We start from the raw sequence: 16,288 nt of genomic DNA, 5'->3' as shown, positions 1-16,288 counted from the left end.
CCGGGAAACGTCGCGATCGGCGACAGCCGTTCAGAATATCGGCGTCGCGACGGAAACCGCAAGCGCTTTCTCGATACGCGCGTCCTCACCCGACGGCACGGCGGCGGGGCGGGCTGGTCAGGCCACCGCTTCGCGGGCGAGGAGTCGATCCTTCACGTCCAAGCCCCAGGCGAATCCGCCGAGGGAACCGTCCGACCGCACCACGCGGTGACACGGCACGAACAGGGCCGGGGCGTTCCGGGCGCAGATCGCCGCCGCGGCCCGCACCGCGCGTGGCGAACCGAGCGACGCCGCGAACCCCGTGTAGGTGAGCGGATGCCCCGGCTCGATCCGACGCAGGGCATCCCACCCGGCGCGCTGCAGGTCGGTGCCCTGCTGCGACACGGCCACGTCATCGATCGCGCGGAGGTCGCCGTCGTAGTAGGCGCGGACCGCGTCGGCAGCCGACGAGGCGGGCCGGTCCCCCGTGACCGCCCGGACGTCGGCGGGGCGGCGGCCCGGGTGCAGTCGGCCCAGGATCGCGACGTCGTCGGCGGTCCATCCGGATACGAGCACCCGTCCCCCCTCGTCGGTGAGGATCGTGAACTCCCCGTCGGGCGTCTCGAGGGTCTGCAGAACGGCGGTCATGGTGCCTCCCGGGTCAGATCGACGGTCGGTTCGGATGCGGGCGCACCGGGTGCGCGACGCCGCGTCGTGCGGCGCACCGGCGCCGGCGCCGCGGCCCACAGGTGCGCGGTGAGGTAGCTCCGCCAGGGCGCCAGGCGCTCGGCCCATTCGGCGAAGCCCCGGGGGTCTGCCGGGATGCCGAGCGCGGCGGCGCCCGCGCGCACGGCGACGTCGCCGGGCAGGGTCACATCGGGATCGGCCAGCACGCGCATCCGCACGTAGTCGGCCGTCCACGGCCCGATGCCGGGGCGCGCGAGGAGCGCGGCACGCTGCTCGGCACCGTCGTCCCCCGGGCCGAGGGACAGCTCCCCCGATGCCAGAGCCGCGGCGGCTCCGGTGAGGGCACGGATGCGTGCCGCCGGCCCGCGCAGCACCTCGTGGCCGCGCTCGGCGATGGCCGCCATCGTCGGGAAGAGACGATCGCTGCCCTCGCGGGACTCGATGCGCTCGCCCAGCCGGTCGGTCAGCGTCGTCAGCGCCGTGCGCGCGGCGGCGACGGTGATCTGCTGACCCACCATCGCGCGGATGAGCATCTCGTGGGCGTCAGCGGCCCCCGGCACACGGATGCCGGGCAGCGCGGTGACGCGCGACGCCAGTTCGGGATGCTGCGCAAGAGCCTCGTCGACGGCGATCGGGTCGGCGTCGAGATCGAACAGTCGGCGCACCCGCGTGACCAGCACCGGGAGATCGCCGAGATGATCCACGCGGGCGCTCAGCCGCAGTCGGTCACCGTCCGCGCGCACGCGGAACCACGCCACGCCGCCGGGCAGACGGACGGTGCGCGCGAAGGAGGTCGAGGTGGCGGCCTCGACACCCGGGACGGCACGCGCGGCCATCCACGCGAACAGGCCCGCCGCGTCCAGCGGCCCCCGGTACGGCAGCGCGAGGTCGATGGCGCCCTCGGCCGGTTCGTCGGCGCGCGGTGCACGCCGACGCGCGCGCAGCTCGCTCGGGGTCATCCCGAACACCTCGCGCACGGTGTCGTTGAACTGCCGGACGCTGGCGAACCCGGCCGAGAAGGCCACCTCGGCGGCGGGCATGTCGGTGCCCACCAGCAGCATCCGCGCGGTGTGGGCGCGGTGCGCCCGGCTCAGTGCGAGCGGCCCGGCGCCGAGCTCGGCCGTGAGCAGGCGCGTGAGGTGACGGGCGGAGTACCCGAGACGCCGGGAGAGCCCCGGCACGCCGTCGCGTTCGACGGTCCCGTCGGCGATCAGGCGCATCGCGCGAGCGGTGACATCGCCGCGCAGGTCCCACTGCGGCGAGCCCGGCGCCGCTTCGGGGAGGCAGCGCTTGCAGGCGCGGTAGCCCGCCTCGTGCGCGGCAGCGGAGGTCGCGTAGAACGTGACGTTCGCCTCTTTCGGCGTGCGGGCTGGGCAGCTGGGGCGGCAGTAGATCCCGGTCGAACGCACGGCCGTGACGAACTGACCGTCGAAGCGACGGTCTCGCGAACGGATGGCGGCGTACCGTTCGTCGAAGCCCGTCAGCGCCGTGGTCATGTCTCCACCCTGCCACGCCTGCCGACCGGACACTGGCGGAAATCGGCCACGACGGTCGGGGCGGTGACGCGCGGCGCGGGCGCGCACCGCGGGCGTTGCATGCATGACGCGGGCACGCAAGACCCGGTGCGCCGCAACGACCGCGGCGGTAGCGTGACGCGCATGGCGCACACAGAGTTCGATGTCATCGTGATCGGAGCCGGAGCGGTGGGCGAGAACGTCGCGGACCGCGCGGTGCAGGGCGGTCTGCGCACCGCGATCGTCGAGGCGGAGCTCGTCGGCGGCGAGTGCTCGTACTGGGCCTGCATGCCCTCGAAGGCGCTCCTGCGCAGTGCCGCCGCGCTCCGAGCCGCGCGGGCGGTCGATGGGGCGAAGCAGGCCGTCACGGGAGAACTCGACGTCACCGGGGTGCTGCGACGACGCGATGCCATGACCCACGATTGGGACGATTCGTCCCAGGCGGACTGGGTGGCGGATGCGGGAATCGAGCTCATCCGCGGACACGCGCGCTTCACGGGCGAGAGGACCGTGACGGTGACGGACGCCGACGGCGTCGAGCAGACGCTCGTCGCCCGTCACGCCGTCGCCGTCTGCACCGGATCCGCTGCGCTGCTCCCGGACATCCCCGGGCTCGCCGAGATCGAGCCGTGGACCAGCCGCGATGCCACGAGTGCGAGCGAGATCCCCCCGAGCCTCGTGGTGCTCGGTGGCGGGGTCGTCGGTGCCGAGATGGCCACCGCGTACGCCGGCTTCGGCACCGAGGTCACCGTCATCGCGAGGTCGACGCTGCTGAGCGGCGCCGAGCCGTTCGCCGGCGACATGGTGGCCGAGGCGCTCACCGCTCGGGGCGTCACCGTCCGCACCGGCACAGAGGTCACCGCAGCACGCCGGACCGATGACGGCGCCGTGCTGGAGCTCTCGGACGGCTCCCGCGTCGAAGCCGCGCGGGTCCTCGTCGCCACCGGTCGCGTCCCCCGCACCGGCGACCTCGGGCTGGAGTCGATCGGGCTCGAGCCCGACACGTGGCTGACCACCGACGACACCCTGCGCGTGAACGGCGTGGACTGGCTGTATGCGGTGGGCGATGTGAACCACCGCGCCCTCCTGACCCATCAGGGCAAGTATCAGGCGCGGGCCGCCGGCGACGCGATGGTCGCGCGCGCATCCGGCGCCGCCGTCGACGACGAGCCGTGGGGCACCCACGTCGCCACCGCCGACCACGCCGCGGTGCCGCAGGTGACCTTCACCGATCCGGAAGTCGCATCGGTGGGATTCACGGCGGAGGCGGCACGCAAGGCCGGCATCGCGGTGCGCGCCATCGACTACGACCTGGCCTGGGTGGCGGGATCGGCGACGCACAGCGACGACTACCGCGGTACGGCGCGGGCGGTGATCGACACCGACCGAGGGGTGCTCGTCGGGGCGACCTTCGTCGGGGCCGATGTGGCCGAGCTGCTCCACGCCGCGACGATCGCCATCGTCGGCGAGGTGCCGCTGGAGCGCCTGTGGCACGCCGTCCCGGCCTATCCGACGATCAGCGAGGTGTGGCTGCGATTCCTCGAGGAGTACGGCCGCCCCGCCTCCCCCTGACGCAGCATGTCCCACTTTCCGTCGCCATGGTCATCGACCGGAGACGGAAAGTGGGACATGCAGGGGGGTGAGGATGCCGCGAGGGCATCCCGCGCGCGTCAGTGGAAGAAGTGGCGCTCGCCGGTGAAGAACATCGTGATGCCCGCGTCGCGGGCGGCGTCGACGACCTCCTGATCGCGCACCGAACCACCCGGCTGGATGATCGCGCTGATCCCGGCGTCGATGAGCACCTGGGGGCCGTCGGCGAAGGGGAAGAAGGCGTCGGATGCCGCGATCGAGCCCGCCGCGCGGTCGCCGGCGCGCTCGACGGCGAGACGGCACGAGTCGACACGGTTGACCTGGCCCATGCCGATGCCGACGGTCGCCGAGCCCTTGGCCAGCACGATGGCGTTCGACTTGACCGCCCGGCAGGACTTCCACGCGAAGATGAGGTTCGTCATCTCCTCGTCGCCGGGATGCTCGCCCGAGACGAGTTCCCAGTTCTTCGCGACGGACTCGATGTCGTCCGGGAAGCGGTCAGCGTCCTGGAGGAGGAGCCCGCCGGAGACCAGTCGCACGTCCATGCCCTCCTGCCGCCAGTCGGCGGGAAGCTGCAACACGCGCAGGTTCTTCTTCAGAGCGAAGACCTCGAGCGCCTCCGGCTCGAAGTCCGGGGCGACGATGACCTCGGTGAAGATGTCGCGGAGGTTCTCCGCCATCTTCAGCGTCACGGTGCGGTTGGCCGCGATGACCCCGCCGAAAGCCGATACCGGGTCGCATTCGTGCGCGCGCAGGTGGGCACTGGCGATGGGGTCGAGTGCCTGTGGGGCGGCAACGGCGATCCCGCACGGGTTCGCGTGCTTGATGATCGCCACGGCGGGCTTGACCATGTCGAACGCGGCGCGCAGGGCGGCGTCGGCATCGACGTAGTTGTTGTACGACATCTCCTTGCCCTGCAGCTGCGTCGCCTGGGCGATGCCGTGCCCGCCGACGCGGGAGTAGATCGCGGCCCGCTGGTGGGAGTTCTCGCCGTAGCGGAGGGTGGCCAGGCGCTCCGCCTTGATCGTGAGGTGCTCGGGGAGATCCTCTTCGACGAGGGTGCCCTCGGCGAACCACGTCGCCACGGCCGTGTCGTAGGCGGCGGTGTGGCTGAAGGCGCGGGCGGCGAGGTCCTTCCGCTGCGTGAGGCTGGTGCCCCCGGAGGAGACCGCGTCGATGACGGCGGGGTAGGACTCGGGCGAGACGACGATGGCGACGTTGGCGTAGTTCTTCGCCGACGCACGCACCATGGCCGGGCCGCCGATGTCGATCTGCTCGACGACCGCGTCGCCCTCGGCGCCCGAGGCCACGGTCTGGACGAACGGGTAGAGGTTGACCACGACGAGGTCGAAGGGCGCGATACCGAGCTCCGAGAGCTGCTTCTCGTGGTGCTCCAGGCGCAGATCGGCGAGCAGTCCCGCGTGCACGCCCGGGTGCAGCGTCTTCACCCGCCCGTCCAGCGACTCGGGGAACCCGGTCACCGCGGCCACATCGGTCACCTCGTGCCCGGCGTCGCGGATGGTCGCCGCCGTCGAGCCGGTCGACACGATCTCCACGCCGGCGGCGGCGAGGGCGCCTGCCAGCTCGAGCAGGCCGGACTTGTCACTGACCGAGACCAGCGCGCGGCGGATCGGGACGATGTCGCGGTCGCGGTACAGGGACGGATCGTGGCTGGGACCGGCCATGGGACTCCTTCGTTCGGGTGTTCAGGTCGCGGATGCGGCCGCGACCAGGTCGAGATCTCCCGTCGCGATGCGCTGCACCACGTCGATGAGAAGACGGCGCTCGACCGGCTTGATGCGGTCGTGCAGGGTGTGCTCGTCGTCGGTGGGCAGCACCGGAACCCGCTCCTGCGCCAGGATGGGGCCGGTGTCCACGCCGTTGTCGACGACGATGACGCTGGCCCCTGTGCGGTCGACTCCGGCGGCGAGGGCATCGCGCACGCCGTGGGCGCCGGGAAACTCCGGCAGATACGCGGGATGCGTGTTGATGATGCGGGGCGCCCAGCGCTCCACCAGAGCCGGCGGCAGCAGGCGCATGAGCCCGCTGAGAACGACCAGATCGGGATTCCACACCTCCAGCTGGGCGCCGAGCTGCGCCCCCCACTGTTCACGGGAGCCGTACTCGCTCCACGGGACGAGGAAGGTCGGGATGCCGTAGGCCTCGGCGTGACCGAAACCGTCGGCCTCCCGGTCTGCGCCGACCGCGATGACACGCGCGGGGAAGCCGGGTTCGGCCGCCGCGTCGAGAAGGGCCCGGAGGTTCGACCCGGCGCCGGAGATGAGGACGACGACCGAGAGCACCCGGTCAGTCTAGCGGCGGTGTCGGGCGCTCCCCACGGGTGCCCAGGTCGACCGTCTCGGACGCGCGATCGGGCGCTCCGAACCCGGCGGCGTCGGGCGCGTCCTCTCCCGCCATCCAGGCGAGGGCGCCGCGGGGGGACAGCAGCAGGATCGCCGCACCGACGAACACCTCGAGACCGACGGCGAGCGCGACGGCCCCCGCCTCGGGACCGACTTCGTCGAGGCGTCCCGGCCCGATGGATCCGGATGCCGCCCAGGACAACATCGCGACAGCACCGGCCGCGCCGGCGGCGATGCCGACCAGGGTCACGATCCGCGGCGCCCACTCCTCCACTCCCGAGGTCGCCAGGCGGGAGCGGGCGACCCAGCCGGCGAACGCGCCGACGGCGATCGGCACGAGGACGAGCAGCAGCAGCCATGTCGAGGTCGCCTCGGGAACGACGCCGAGCAGGGGGATGCCCGGCAGCACCCCGACGGTGGTCCCGCCCGGCGCGGCGGCGGCGCCGGTTCCGAGGAGGACGCCGGGACCGGCCACGAAGGACATGCCCCACACGATGAGGGTCGGCAGGTACGCGAACTGTCCGAGAGTCAACAGCACGGCGCCGAGGCCGTCGACGTGCGCCGACTGGTACAGGGCGAGGATCTCTCCGATCCGCACCGTGATCGCAAGCGCCACCAGGAGGGCCCCCGCTCCCACCAGCGCGCTGACCGAGAGCGCGATCCCCCGCGCGATCTCGCCCGGCACCTCGCTCCACCGGCCGGACTCACCTTCGGCACGATCGCGCACATCCGCCACCGGCCCTTCCGCGGCCTCGCGCCACTCGGTCACGATCGCCGCGAGGACCAGCGGCACCGCGTACACCAGCGAGGGCGCGACGACGGCCAGGACAGGGTCGGTCGCGGCGGTCTCATTCGCGGCCGTGAGTGCCACGGCCAGAGCGAGCGCCGTGAAGACCACGCCTCCGGAGAGGGCCCCGGTCATCCAGGCTTCGGCGCGCGATGCACGGATACCCGAGCGGATGCCGGCCACGGCCGTGAACACCGTGAAAGCCAAGGGTGCGAGGGACACCGTGAAGGTCGCGGCATCGTCGCTGACGCCGGCGTGCACGAGGTAGTCCTCGGCGAGGGAGATCTCGACCGGCACAAGATGGCCGAGCTGCCAGATCGTCGCGGAGGCCGGCCACAGCGCACCCCAGTCGACGGCGGCCAGACCGAAGACCCACACGAGGGTCATCGGCGCCAGGACCGCCGTCACGCCGACGGCCGCCGCGACAACGGAGTCGACGGCGGCGAGGAGGGCGACGGTGAGGCGATGCATGCGCCATCGACCCTACCCACGCGTCGGCGGCACCCCGTGCACGGCGCGGCGCGCTCCCACCGCACTGCCAGCGTGCCGGTGAAGCGCCGATCCTGCACTACAGTGATGCGGTCGCCCCCCGAGCCCCGAGGTCTCCATGACTCACACCCCCGCATCCGACGCGGCCGCCCCGGCCTCGCCGATCGACCGTTTCTTCGAGATCACCCGGCGCGGCTCGACGCCCGCCGCCGAGGTGCGCGGCGGGGTGGTGACCTTCGTCACGATGGCCTACATCGTCATCCTGAACCCGATCATCCTCTCCTCCGGTGTCGACGTGGACGGCGGGCGATTGCCGTTCGCGCAGGTCGCGGCGACCACGGCCCTGACCGCCGGGGTGATGACGGTGCTGTTCGGCCTCGTCACCCGCCTGCCGTTCGCGTTCGCCGCGGGGCTGGGCATCAACTCCTTCCTGGCCGTGGCGGTGGTCGGACAGGTGTCGTGGCCCGAGGCCATGGGGCTGGTCGTGGTCAACGGCGTGCTCATCGTGATCCTCGCCGCGACCGGCCTGCGTCGCATGATCTTCGACGCGGTGCCTCTGGAACTGAAGACGGCCATCACCGTGGGCATCGGACTGTTCATCGCCTTCATCGGCCTCGTCGACGCCGGATTCGTCACCGCCACCGGCCAGGCCTCTCCGCCGGTCGGTCTCGGCATCGACGGGTCGGTCGCGTCGGTGCCGACGGTCGTGTTCGTCGTGACACTGCTGCTCACGGCGATCCTGATGGCCCGCCGCGTCGCGGGTGCCATTCTGCTGGGCCTGGCCTCCGGCGCGGTGCTCGCCGTCATCGCCGAAGCGCTGTGGCGGGTGGGACCGCGCGTGGCCGCCGACGGGACCGTCGACCCGCGCGGGTGGAGCCTGACGGTGCCCACCCTGCCGGATCGGTGGGTGAGCCTGCCCGACCTGTCACTGGTCGGGCAGATCAGCTTCGGGGCGTTCGACCGCATCGGGGTGCTCGCCGCGACCATGCTGGTGTTCACCCTGGTCTTCACGAACTTCTTCGATGCGATGGGCACCATGACGGGCCTGTCGCGCGAGGCGGGACTGGCCGATGCGAAGGGCGACTTCCCGCGGCTGCGCTCGGCGCTGATCGTCGAGGGCGTGGGCGCCGTCGCCGGCGGCGTGACCTCCTCATCGTCGAACACCGTCTTCATCGAGTCCGGGTCGGGGATCGGCGAGGGCGCGCGCACGGGCCTGGCGAACCTCGTCACCGGCGGACTGTTCCTGCTCGCGATGTTCTTCACCCCGCTGACCTCGATGGTGCCGAGCGAGGTGGCCGCGGCTGCGCTGGTGCTCGTCGGCGCGTTGATGATGGCGCAGATCCGGCACGTCGACCTCACCGACCTGACCGCCCTCATCCCGGTCTTCCTGACGGTGACGATCATGCCCCTGACCTACTCGATCGCCAACGGCATCGGCGCCGGCTTCATCAGCTGGGTCGTCATCCGCGCCCTGACCGGTCACGCGCGCCGGGTCAGTCCGCTGCTGTGGATCGTCGCCGGCGGCTTCGTGGTGTTCTTCGCGCGCGGTCCGATCGAGGCGCTGACCGGATAGAGCTCATCGCCCGGATTGCCAGGCGCCGCGTTCGGGAAACGATCCGCCGAACAGCTGCGCGACGGTCACCAGCACGAACCCGCGGTCGCGCAGTCCCGACATCACGCGGTCCACGGTGCGACCGGTGTTGGCATGGATGTCGTGCTGGAGCACGATCGATCCCGGCCGCGGCTCGGTGACCGCCCGGCGCACGAGCTCGTCATCCCCGGGCTGCTTCCAGTCCTCCGTGTCGACGTCCCACAGGATCGCGGGGAGCCCGGCGACGCGGAGCACCTCGCGGTCCCAGGCCCCGTACGGCGGGCGGAAGGCGCGAACGGGTTGTCCCGAGGCCGCCCGCAGCGCCGCCGATGTGTCGTCGATCTCGGCACGGATGCGCTCGGGCTCCAGGGTCGTCAGGTCCGGATGGTTCCACGTGTGGTTCTCGACGAGGTGACCCTCGGACGTCGCGCGCGCGATCGTGTCGGCCCATGCCGCCGCCTTCTGGCCGAGCGCGAAGAAGGTCAGTCCCGCGTCGTGCTCGCGCGCGGCGTCGAGGATCGTCGGGGTCCAGTCGGAGGGACCGTCGTCGTAGGTGAGCGCGACGCACGCGAACAGGGCGCAGTCGACGTCCCGTCGACCCTCTGGCGGGCCCGCGGGCGCGGTGAAGGGGTCACCGCTCACGACGGCGGCGACGACGTCGGCTCCGATGGCGCTGACCAGCTCCGCCGAGCGCGGGGGCGCGATCGCGACCGGCGTGGCCGTGGTCGTCGCGGTCATCCCGAGCGCCTCCAGTTCCGGCGCGGTGAACCCCGCCGGGATGGTGACGACGAGAGAACCGTCGGACGCGGGCACCGTGGTGGCCAGAGCGGCATCGACGAGGGCGACGGCCTGTCCCTCGGGCGGGGCGACCGGGGCGAGGGAGAGCGACCCGGCGTCACGGCGGATCGCGTCGACGATGTCCTCCCACAGGCGGCTCGCGGCATCGCCGCGCCAGAGCGCGGCCGCATCGACCGTGCGCCCGTCGGCGGTGTCGACGTAGCGCAGGACCGCGGAGTCGGAGACGGCGTCGCCGTCCGCGGCGACCGTGCGAACGCGTTGGCCGAGGATCGTCCCGGCTGCCACGACGATGTCGCAGACGACCGCCGCCCCCCGGCCGCCGGTCGGGCCGAGCGCGGTGTCCGCGAGCACCTCGGCGGCGGGCAGCAGCGTCGAGCCCGTCACGCATGACCGGTCGCCGAGCCGCGCCTCGGTGCCGAACACCTGCGGTGCGTAGGCGACGCCGGTCGCCGCCTCCTGCGCACGGATCGCCTCCCGCACCGCGGTCAGCGCGCCTTCTTCCACCGCCGCGGAGCCGGGCAGCCGCATCCACCGCGACTGGATGCCGATGTCGTCGTTGCGAAGCCGCTCACCCACGAGGCCGGGCACCGACGCCGCGTCGAGAGGGCGGGGCGGGTCGACGACGCTCACATGCGGAGCGGGCCAGGTCGGCGGACTCCAGCTCGGATCGGTCGGCACGGCGCAGGAGGTGAGGGCGAGGGCTCCCGCGAGCGCGACCGCCGCGACCCGTCTCATGCGTCGCCCTCGGCGACGGGGGCGGAGGCATCGATCCGGATGCCGTCGAGGATCATCGCCAGCGCCGTGTCGTAGCGGCCGAGCTCGGCGCCCGGCGCCGCCTCGGCACGGACCACCACGGCCGTGCGGCCGGAGCCGACCGCCGCGACGAAGCCGTCGGCCGCGAACACGTGCCGCGCGTCCAGGCCGGAGGCCAGGCGCTCGGTGACCGCACCGGGCGCATCGGTCGCTACGGCGAAGGCCGCGTCGACCCCGGCATCGGTGGCCACCAGCGAGACGGTCAGCTCGGCGTCGGGCGACCCCACCCGGAGGGCGCCCTCACCCACCGCGGACCGCTGGAGGACCCAGCCGGCGGGGACGAGGACGCTGGCCTCGTCGCCGTCGGCGATCGGCACGCGGGTGTCGGCCTCGACCGCCTGCGCCGACAGATTCGCCAGCGCCGGGGGCAGCACCGTCAGGGCCAGGATTCCGACGAGCACGGCGATCACCGCCGAGATGCCCGCGATCACGATCAGCGCCTCGCGAACGCGCCAACGCGCCGCGGTGTCCCCAGACGACCCCATGCGGACAGGTTATCGAGCGCGAACGACTCCCCCGGTCAACGGCGCGGCGTCCACCCCGATGGCAGCGGCCCGTCGGGCTCGCTCCGCTCGGCGTCGGCGCGCGCCGACCAGCCCTGCGCGGCATCCACCGCATCGAACCCGCCGCGCGCCAGGCGCATCCCGACGTCGTCGTGGTGCATACGCGGCCCGCCCCCGCGCCGGGTGCCCGCCCGTACGCTGTGCGCGTCGTCGGCGAATCCGCCGCCGCGGAAGACGCGGTAGCCGCCGTACCGCGCGGGATCCAGATGGTCCCAGCACCACTCCCAGACGTTGCCGAGCGTGTCGAACAGGCCGAACAGATTCGGATGCCGCCCGCCGACGTCGTGCGGCGCCGACAGGCCGTCGGCGGCCGTCCAGGCGATCTCGGACAGCGGCCCGTAGTGCGCACCTGTCGAGCCCGCCCGGCACGCGTACTCCCACTCCGCTTCGGTGGGCAGCCGATACCCGTCGGCATCCACGTGCCAGGTGACCTCATCGCCGTCGACGCGGTACGCGGGGTCGAGCCCCTCCCACTCCGACGCCGCATTGCACACGCGGATCGCACGCAACCACGAGATGTCCGTCGCGGGCCGGCGCGGGTGCTCCGCGGTCTCTCCCAGGAGCTCGCCGAGCTCGGCCTGGGTCAGCGCGAAGCGTGCGATCTCGAAGGGCTCGAGGTCGACGGCGCGGCGGATCTTCCGTCGGGCGTCGTGCAGCACGACGCGGCCCGCCGGGATGCGGACGGTCTCGATGTCGTTCATCGCGCCGGTCCGATCCGGTCGGTGGACCTCACCCCTCGCGGGGTTCGAGGAGGAACACCGCGATCAGACGGTCGGTCTTCGTCTGATACTCGTCGTAGTCGGGCCACACCGCCGCCGCGCGCGCCCACCACAGGTCCCGTTCGGGCCCGGAGAGCTCACGCGCGTCGTAATCGCGCCTGTCGGCGCCGTCCTGCAGCTCGACGTGCGGGTGGGCGCGCATGTTGCCCGCCCAGCGCGGTTCGTCGGGAGCGCCGCCCTTGGAGGCGACGACGGCGTAGCGACCGTCATGTTCGACCCGCATGAGCGCGGTCTTGCGCAGGCCGCCGCTGGTGGCCCCGACCGTGGTCAGGACGATGATCGGCACACCGCGCATGGTGTTCGCCTCGGTCCCTCCGGAGGCCTCGAACTGCTCGGCCTGTTGACGGGCCCATTCGGACGTGGACGGGATGTACTCACCACTCAACGGCATACCGCCACCCTACGCGCCCCGCGTCCCCCCATCGCCACCCCTCCGGCCCTGCCCGCCGAGCCACCCCCGTACACACGAGCCGCCCCCTTGCACACCGCCCCGAAAGGGGCGGCTCGTGTGCAAAGGGGCGGCTCGGTGGAGCGCTCGCGAGAGACGCGCGCGAATCAGAGCGATTCGATGATCTCGCGCATCAGGGCGGCGGTCTCGGACGGAGTCTTCCCGACCTTCACCCCGGCGGCCTCGAGGGCCTCCTTCTTCGCCTGGGCGGTTCCGGCCGAGCCGGACACGATCGCGCCGGCGTGGCCCATGGTCTTGCCCTCCGGCGCGGTGAAGCCCGCGACATAGCCGACGACGGGCTTGGTCACGTTGGCCTTGATGAACTCCGCCGCACGCTCTTCGGCGTCGCCGCCGATCTCGCCGATCATCACGATCGCCTGGGTCTCGGGGTCGGCCTCGAACGCCTCGAGGGCGTCGATGTGGGTGGTGCCGATGACCGGGTCCCCGCCGATGCCGATGGCGGTCGAGAAGCCGAGATCGCGCAGCTCGAACATCATCTGGTACGTCAGGGTGCCCGACTTCGACACGAGACCGATGGGTCCCTTTCCGGTGATGTTGGCCGGGGTGATCCCCACGAGCGACTCGCCGGGGGTGATGATGCCCGGGCAGTTCGGTCCGATGATGCGGGTGGTGTTGCCCTTGCTCTTGGCGTAGGCCCACGCTTCGGCGGTGTCACCGACGGGCACGCCCTCGGTGATGACCACGAGCAGACCGATCTCGGCGTCGATGGCCTCGACCATCGCATCCTTCGTGAAGGCCGGGGGCACGAACGCGATCGAGACGTCGGCGCCGGTCTTCTCCATGGCCTCCGCCACGGAGCCGAACACCGGCAGCTCGACGGCGTTGCCGTCCTTGTCGGTGTGCGAGACGGTCGTGCCGGCCTTGCGGGCGTTCACGCCGCCGACGACGTTCGTGCCGGCCTTGAGCATCAGCGCGGTGTGCTTGGTGCCTTCGCCGCCGGTGATGCCCTGGACGATGACCTTGGAATCCTTGTTGAGGTAGATCGACATTTTCTGGTCCTTATCCGGATGCGGTTCAGGCGGCGGCCAGCTCGGCGGCCTTGTCGGCACCCTCGTCCATGCCCGCGGCGAGCGTGACGAGGGGGTGGTTCGCGGCGGCGAGGATCTCGCGGCCTTCCTCGACCTGGTTTCCGTCGAGACGCACCACGAGGGGCTTGGTGGCCGCGTCACCGAGGATCTCCAGGGCCTTCACGATGCCCTCCGCCACCGCGACGCACGAGGTGATGCCGCCGAAGACGTTCACGAAGACGCTCTTGACCTGCTCGTCGCCGAGGATGACGTCCAGCCCCGCGGCCATGACCGTCGCGGAGGCACCACCGCCGATGTCGAGGAAGTTGGCGGGCTTGACGCCGCCGTGCGCTTCACCGGCGTAGGCGACGACGTCGAGGGTCGACATGACCAGACCTGCACCGTTGCCGATGATGCCGACCTCGCCGTCGAGCTTGACGTAGTTGAGGCCGGCTTCTTTGGCCTTGGCTTCGAGCGGATCCGCTGCACCCTTGTCCTCGAGCTCTTCGTGCTCGGGGTGACGGACCTCGCTGGCGTTGTCGTCGAGGCTGACCTTGCCGTCCAGGGCGATGACGTCGCCCTCTTCGGTACGCACGAGCGGGTTGACCTCGACGAGGGTGGCACCCTCGCCCTTGTACACGTCGTAGAGCCGCACGAACACGTCGGAGACCGCCTCGACGAGGTCCTCCGGGAAGTTCGCAGCCCGGGCGATCTCGACGGCCTTGGCCTTGTCGACGCCGGCGAGCGGGTCGACCTCGACGCGGGCGAGGGCCTCGGGCTTCTCGACCGCGAGTTGTTCGATCTCCATGCCGCCCTCGACCGAGCACAGGCTCAGGTAGGAGCGATTCGCCCGGTCGAGCAGGACCGAGAAGTAGTACTCCTCGGCGATGCGGGCTCCCGCGGCGACCATGACGCGCTGGACCACGTGGCCCTTGATGTCGAGGCCGAGGATGCTCTTGGCCGCCTCGTAGGCCTCGTCCGGTGTCTTGGCGACCTTCACGCCGCCGGCCTTGCCGCGGCCTCCGGTCTTGACCTGGGCCTTGACGACCACGACACCGCCGATCTTCTCGGCCGCCGCGCGCACCTCCTCCGGCGTGTCGGCGACGATGCCCGGGAGCACCGGCACCTCGTACTTCTCGAACAGATCGCGTGCCTGGTACTCGTACAGATCCACAGTGCGTTCCTTCGCTGTTGCGATGGGTGGGTGATGTGGTGAACCTTCTCGGCGCCGAGGGATCGCTTGACGTCGAGATATCGACCAGTCATCGAGCCTACTATCTCGCGACCGGCTCCCCGGGCACACGGGGAAGGCGACGCAGATCGCACACCGCGGGCCCCTCGATCCTCGTTCCTTCGGCGGTGAACCGGGACGCGTGCAGGGGGCAATCCCACGTCGACTCGCTGTCGTTCCACGCCAGCACGCCGCCCAGGTGCGGGCAGACCGCGTCGACGGCGCGGGTGACGCCGTCGACCGTGGAGATGCCGATCGGTCGCACGCCGCGGTGCGCGACCACGCCCCGGCCCTCCTCGGGCCGGGTGACCGGCACGGCGCGACGGTGGGCGTTCATCCACCCGGATGCGGCCTCCCATCCCACACGGAGGTTCTCGACCCCGCCGCGTCCGATGTCAGCCGGGACGGTCAGCCGACGGGAGATGGTGTTCATCCACGCGGGACGATCGCGGCGGGGCGTGCGGATGATCTCGGCGGTGATGCGCTGCGCGGCGGCGGGGCCGTTCGAGAGCCCCCACTTGCCGAATCCCGTCGCGAACCGCACGCGCCCCAGGGTCCGCGGCATGGCCCCGACGAACGGGATGAGGTCGTGGGACTCGTAGTCCTGCGCCGACCAGGACGCGACGGGATCGGCGCCGGGGAAGTGCTCACCGGTCCAGGCGATGAGGTCATCGACGGCTGCGCGCGGTGACGCCGAGCGCCCGACCGGGTGGCCGTTGCCGCCGATCACGAGACGGGCGCTGCCGGTGGGACCGTCGGCAGCGGTGACCGATCGCAGCGACCGGCTCGGCGCGTCCACGGAGAGGTAGAGGCCCTCGGGGACGTCGCCGTCGACGTCGAACGCGACGCAGTACGACCGCAGGCCGCGGGTCTTGGCGAAGTACAGGCCCCGATCGGTCAGGGGAGCGCCGGTGGCGAGCACCACATCGTCGGCCGCGACGAACCCGGCGCTGGTGTCGAGCACGGGGTGCGGCACGACCCGGACCCCCGTCACCCGCACGCCGGTGTGGAGGGTCACACCGGCCGCGAGCGCCGCGCGGGCCAGCGCTGTGACGACGCGGTACGGGTCGATCGCGACCTGGTCGTCGAGGGCGACGGCGTCGAGGATCGGGAACGGCAGATCCGCGTCCGGTGTCGCGCGCCGCACGGGCAGGCCCGCCTCGGCGGCGGCCCCTGCTTCAGCCGCCACCCCCGCGACGCCGTCGGCGGACTGCGCGTACGAGTACGCGGTCCTCCTCGAGAAGGGCACCCCGGCCTCCTCGGCGAAAGAGGTCAGCCACTGCGCGCCGTCGCGGTTGGCGTCGACGTACGCGCGCACGAGCGACGCGGGGTGGTGCCGCCGCAGCGTCGAAAGGACCGCCCCCTGGAGCAGGGAGAGCTTGCCGGTGTTCGATCCCGATGCGAGAAGGGCGACCTCCCCCGCCTCGAGCACCGCGACGTCGCGGCCGGCGCGAGCGAGCATGAGCGCGGTGGAAAGCCCCGTGATGCCGGCGCCGACCACGACGACGTCGGGACGCCTGCCATCCCATGGAGTCGACGGGATCGGTTCGGGCGTCTGCGTCCACAAAGAGGTCATGGGTCCATGCAACGCCTCCGTCCGGGGCGGCGGCACTGGGTTGACAGGCGCG

Annotated in this window: 14 protein-coding genes; 2 read left to right on the top strand and 12 right to left on the bottom strand. The window is 72.1% G+C overall.

All coding sequences use genetic code 11. The features are described from left to right. Nucleotides 1-117: 117 nt before the first annotated feature. Nucleotides 118-627, bottom strand: coding sequence for a methylated-DNA--[protein]-cysteine S-methyltransferase (locus RZO50_RS07925; RefSeq protein ID WP_322599170.1), 510 nt, complete (start codon nt 625-627; stop codon nt 118-120). Then, complete coding sequence (locus tag RZO50_RS07920; protein ID WP_322599169.1) at nt 624-2,162, bottom strand: DNA-3-methyladenine glycosylase 2 family protein; 1,539 nt, start codon at nt 2,160-2,162, stop codon at nt 624-626. The genes RZO50_RS07925 and RZO50_RS07920 overlap by 4 nt, the downstream gene beginning before the upstream one ends. A 162-nt stretch (nt 2,163-2,324) precedes the next feature. On the opposite strand from RZO50_RS07920, the gene RZO50_RS07915 reads away from it, so the two are divergent. Beyond that, on the top strand, nt 2,325-3,752 hold the full coding sequence (locus RZO50_RS07915) for a dihydrolipoyl dehydrogenase family protein (protein WP_322599168.1): 1,428 nt from the start codon (nt 2,325-2,327) through the stop codon (nt 3,750-3,752). 98 nt (nt 3,753-3,850) lie between these two features. On the opposite strand, the gene purH is transcribed toward RZO50_RS07915, so the two are convergent. Genes purH through RZO50_RS07900 form a run of 3 tightly spaced genes read right to left on the bottom strand, consistent with a single transcriptional unit; the run spans nt 3,851 to nt 7,391 of the window. Beyond that, nucleotides 3,851-5,455 carry a bifunctional phosphoribosylaminoimidazolecarboxamide formyltransferase/IMP cyclohydrolase gene (purH, locus tag RZO50_RS07910; protein ID WP_322599167.1) on the bottom strand — a complete coding sequence of 535 codons (1,605 nt, stop codon included), beginning with the start codon at nt 5,453-5,455 and terminating at the stop codon, nt 3,851-3,853. Between the two features lie 21 nt (nt 5,456-5,476). Then, nucleotides 5,477-6,073 carry a phosphoribosylglycinamide formyltransferase gene (purN, locus tag RZO50_RS07905; protein ID WP_322599166.1) on the bottom strand — a complete coding sequence of 199 codons (597 nt, stop codon included), beginning with the start codon at nt 6,071-6,073 and terminating at the stop codon, nt 5,477-5,479. A gap of 4 nt (nt 6,074-6,077) precedes the next feature. Beyond that, complete coding sequence (locus RZO50_RS07900) at nt 6,078-7,391, bottom strand: cell division protein PerM (protein ID WP_322599165.1); 1,314 nt, start codon at nt 7,389-7,391, stop codon at nt 6,078-6,080. Nucleotides 7,392-7,527: 136 nt separating this feature from the next. On the opposite strand from RZO50_RS07900, the gene RZO50_RS07895 reads away from it, so the two are divergent. Then, on the top strand, nt 7,528-8,982 hold the full coding sequence (locus RZO50_RS07895; RefSeq protein WP_322599164.1) for an NCS2 family permease: 1,455 nt from the start codon (nt 7,528-7,530) through the stop codon (nt 8,980-8,982). Between the two features lie 3 nt (nt 8,983-8,985). On the opposite strand, the gene RZO50_RS07890 is transcribed toward RZO50_RS07895, so the two are convergent. The 7 genes from RZO50_RS07890 to RZO50_RS07860 all read right to left on the bottom strand — a co-directional run bounded on the left by RZO50_RS07890 (nt 8,986) and on the right by RZO50_RS07860 (nt 16,236). Then, nucleotides 8,986-10,533, bottom strand: coding sequence for a polysaccharide deacetylase family protein (locus tag RZO50_RS07890; RefSeq protein ID WP_322599163.1), 1,548 nt, complete (start codon nt 10,531-10,533; stop codon nt 8,986-8,988). Then, nucleotides 10,530-11,096 carry a hypothetical protein gene (locus RZO50_RS07885; protein ID WP_322599162.1) on the bottom strand — a complete coding sequence of 189 codons (567 nt, stop codon included), beginning with the start codon at nt 11,094-11,096 and terminating at the stop codon, nt 10,530-10,532. Before RZO50_RS07885 ends, RZO50_RS07890 begins: the two co-directional genes overlap by 4 nt. 35 nt (nt 11,097-11,131) lie before the next feature. Continuing rightward, nucleotides 11,132-11,875, bottom strand: a complete 744-nt coding sequence (locus RZO50_RS07880) for a formylglycine-generating enzyme family protein (protein WP_322599161.1) — start codon at nt 11,873-11,875, stop codon at nt 11,132-11,134. Nucleotides 11,876-11,903: 28 nt separating this feature from the next. Beyond that, on the bottom strand, nt 11,904-12,344 hold the full coding sequence (locus tag RZO50_RS07875; protein WP_322599160.1) for a nitroreductase family deazaflavin-dependent oxidoreductase: 441 nt from the start codon (nt 12,342-12,344) through the stop codon (nt 11,904-11,906). A 164-nt stretch (nt 12,345-12,508) separates the two neighbouring features. Further along, a complete protein-coding gene (sucD, locus tag RZO50_RS07870) occupies nt 12,509-13,411 on the bottom strand; it encodes a succinate--CoA ligase subunit alpha (RefSeq protein ID WP_322599159.1) in 903 nt (300 codons plus the stop codon). Between the two features lie 25 nt (nt 13,412-13,436). Next, nucleotides 13,437-14,603 carry an ADP-forming succinate--CoA ligase subunit beta gene (sucC, locus tag RZO50_RS07865; RefSeq protein ID WP_322599158.1) on the bottom strand — a complete coding sequence of 389 codons (1,167 nt, stop codon included), beginning with the start codon at nt 14,601-14,603 and terminating at the stop codon, nt 13,437-13,439. A gap of 100 nt (nt 14,604-14,703) precedes the next feature. Continuing rightward, entirely contained in the window at nt 14,704-16,236 is a 1,533-nt protein-coding gene (locus tag RZO50_RS07860; protein ID WP_322599157.1) for an FAD-dependent oxidoreductase, read from the bottom strand. Between the last annotated feature and the right edge of the window lie 52 nt (nt 16,237-16,288).

Source organism: Microbacterium xanthum (genome assembly GCF_034531355.1).
GTDB classification, from domain to species: domain Bacteria; phylum Actinomycetota; class Actinomycetes; order Actinomycetales; family Microbacteriaceae; genus Microbacterium; species Microbacterium xanthum.
Note: the sequence above shows the minus strand (reverse complement) of the source record. Positions and strands in the feature narration are given on the sequence as shown.

Bases quoted from the DNA above. Each gene is read 5' to 3' on its own strand.
- RZO50_RS07925 (WP_322599170.1), bottom strand. From the start codon at position 627: ATGACCGCCGTTCTGCAGACCCTCGAGACGCCCGACGGGGAGTTCACG.
- RZO50_RS07920 (WP_322599169.1), bottom strand. From the start codon at position 2,162: ATGACCACGGCGCTGACGGGCTTCGACGAACGGTACGCCGCCATCCGT.
- RZO50_RS07915 (WP_322599168.1), top strand. From the start codon at position 2,325: ATGGCGCACACAGAGTTCGATGTCATCGTGATCGGAGCCGGAGCGGTG.
- purH (WP_322599167.1), bottom strand. From the start codon at position 5,455: ATGGCCGGTCCCAGCCACGATCCGTCCCTGTACCGCGACCGCGACATC.
- RZO50_RS07900 (WP_322599165.1), bottom strand. From the start codon at position 7,391: ATGCATCGCCTCACCGTCGCCCTCCTCGCCGCCGTCGACTCCGTTGTC.
- RZO50_RS07895 (WP_322599164.1), top strand. From the start codon at position 7,528: ATGACTCACACCCCCGCATCCGACGCGGCCGCCCCGGCCTCGCCGATC.
- RZO50_RS07890 (WP_322599163.1), bottom strand. From the start codon at position 10,533: ATGAGACGGGTCGCGGCGGTCGCGCTCGCGGGAGCCCTCGCCCTCACC.
- RZO50_RS07885 (WP_322599162.1), bottom strand. From the start codon at position 11,096: ATGGGGTCGTCTGGGGACACCGCGGCGCGTTGGCGCGTTCGCGAGGCG.
- RZO50_RS07880 (WP_322599161.1), bottom strand. From the start codon at position 11,875: ATGAACGACATCGAGACCGTCCGCATCCCGGCGGGCCGCGTCGTGCTG.
- RZO50_RS07875 (WP_322599160.1), bottom strand. From the start codon at position 12,344: ATGCCGTTGAGTGGTGAGTACATCCCGTCCACGTCCGAATGGGCCCGT.
- sucD (WP_322599159.1), bottom strand. From the start codon at position 13,411: ATGTCGATCTACCTCAACAAGGATTCCAAGGTCATCGTCCAGGGCATC.
- RZO50_RS07860 (WP_322599157.1), bottom strand. From the start codon at position 16,236: ATGACCTCTTTGTGGACGCAGACGCCCGAACCGATCCCGTCGACTCCA.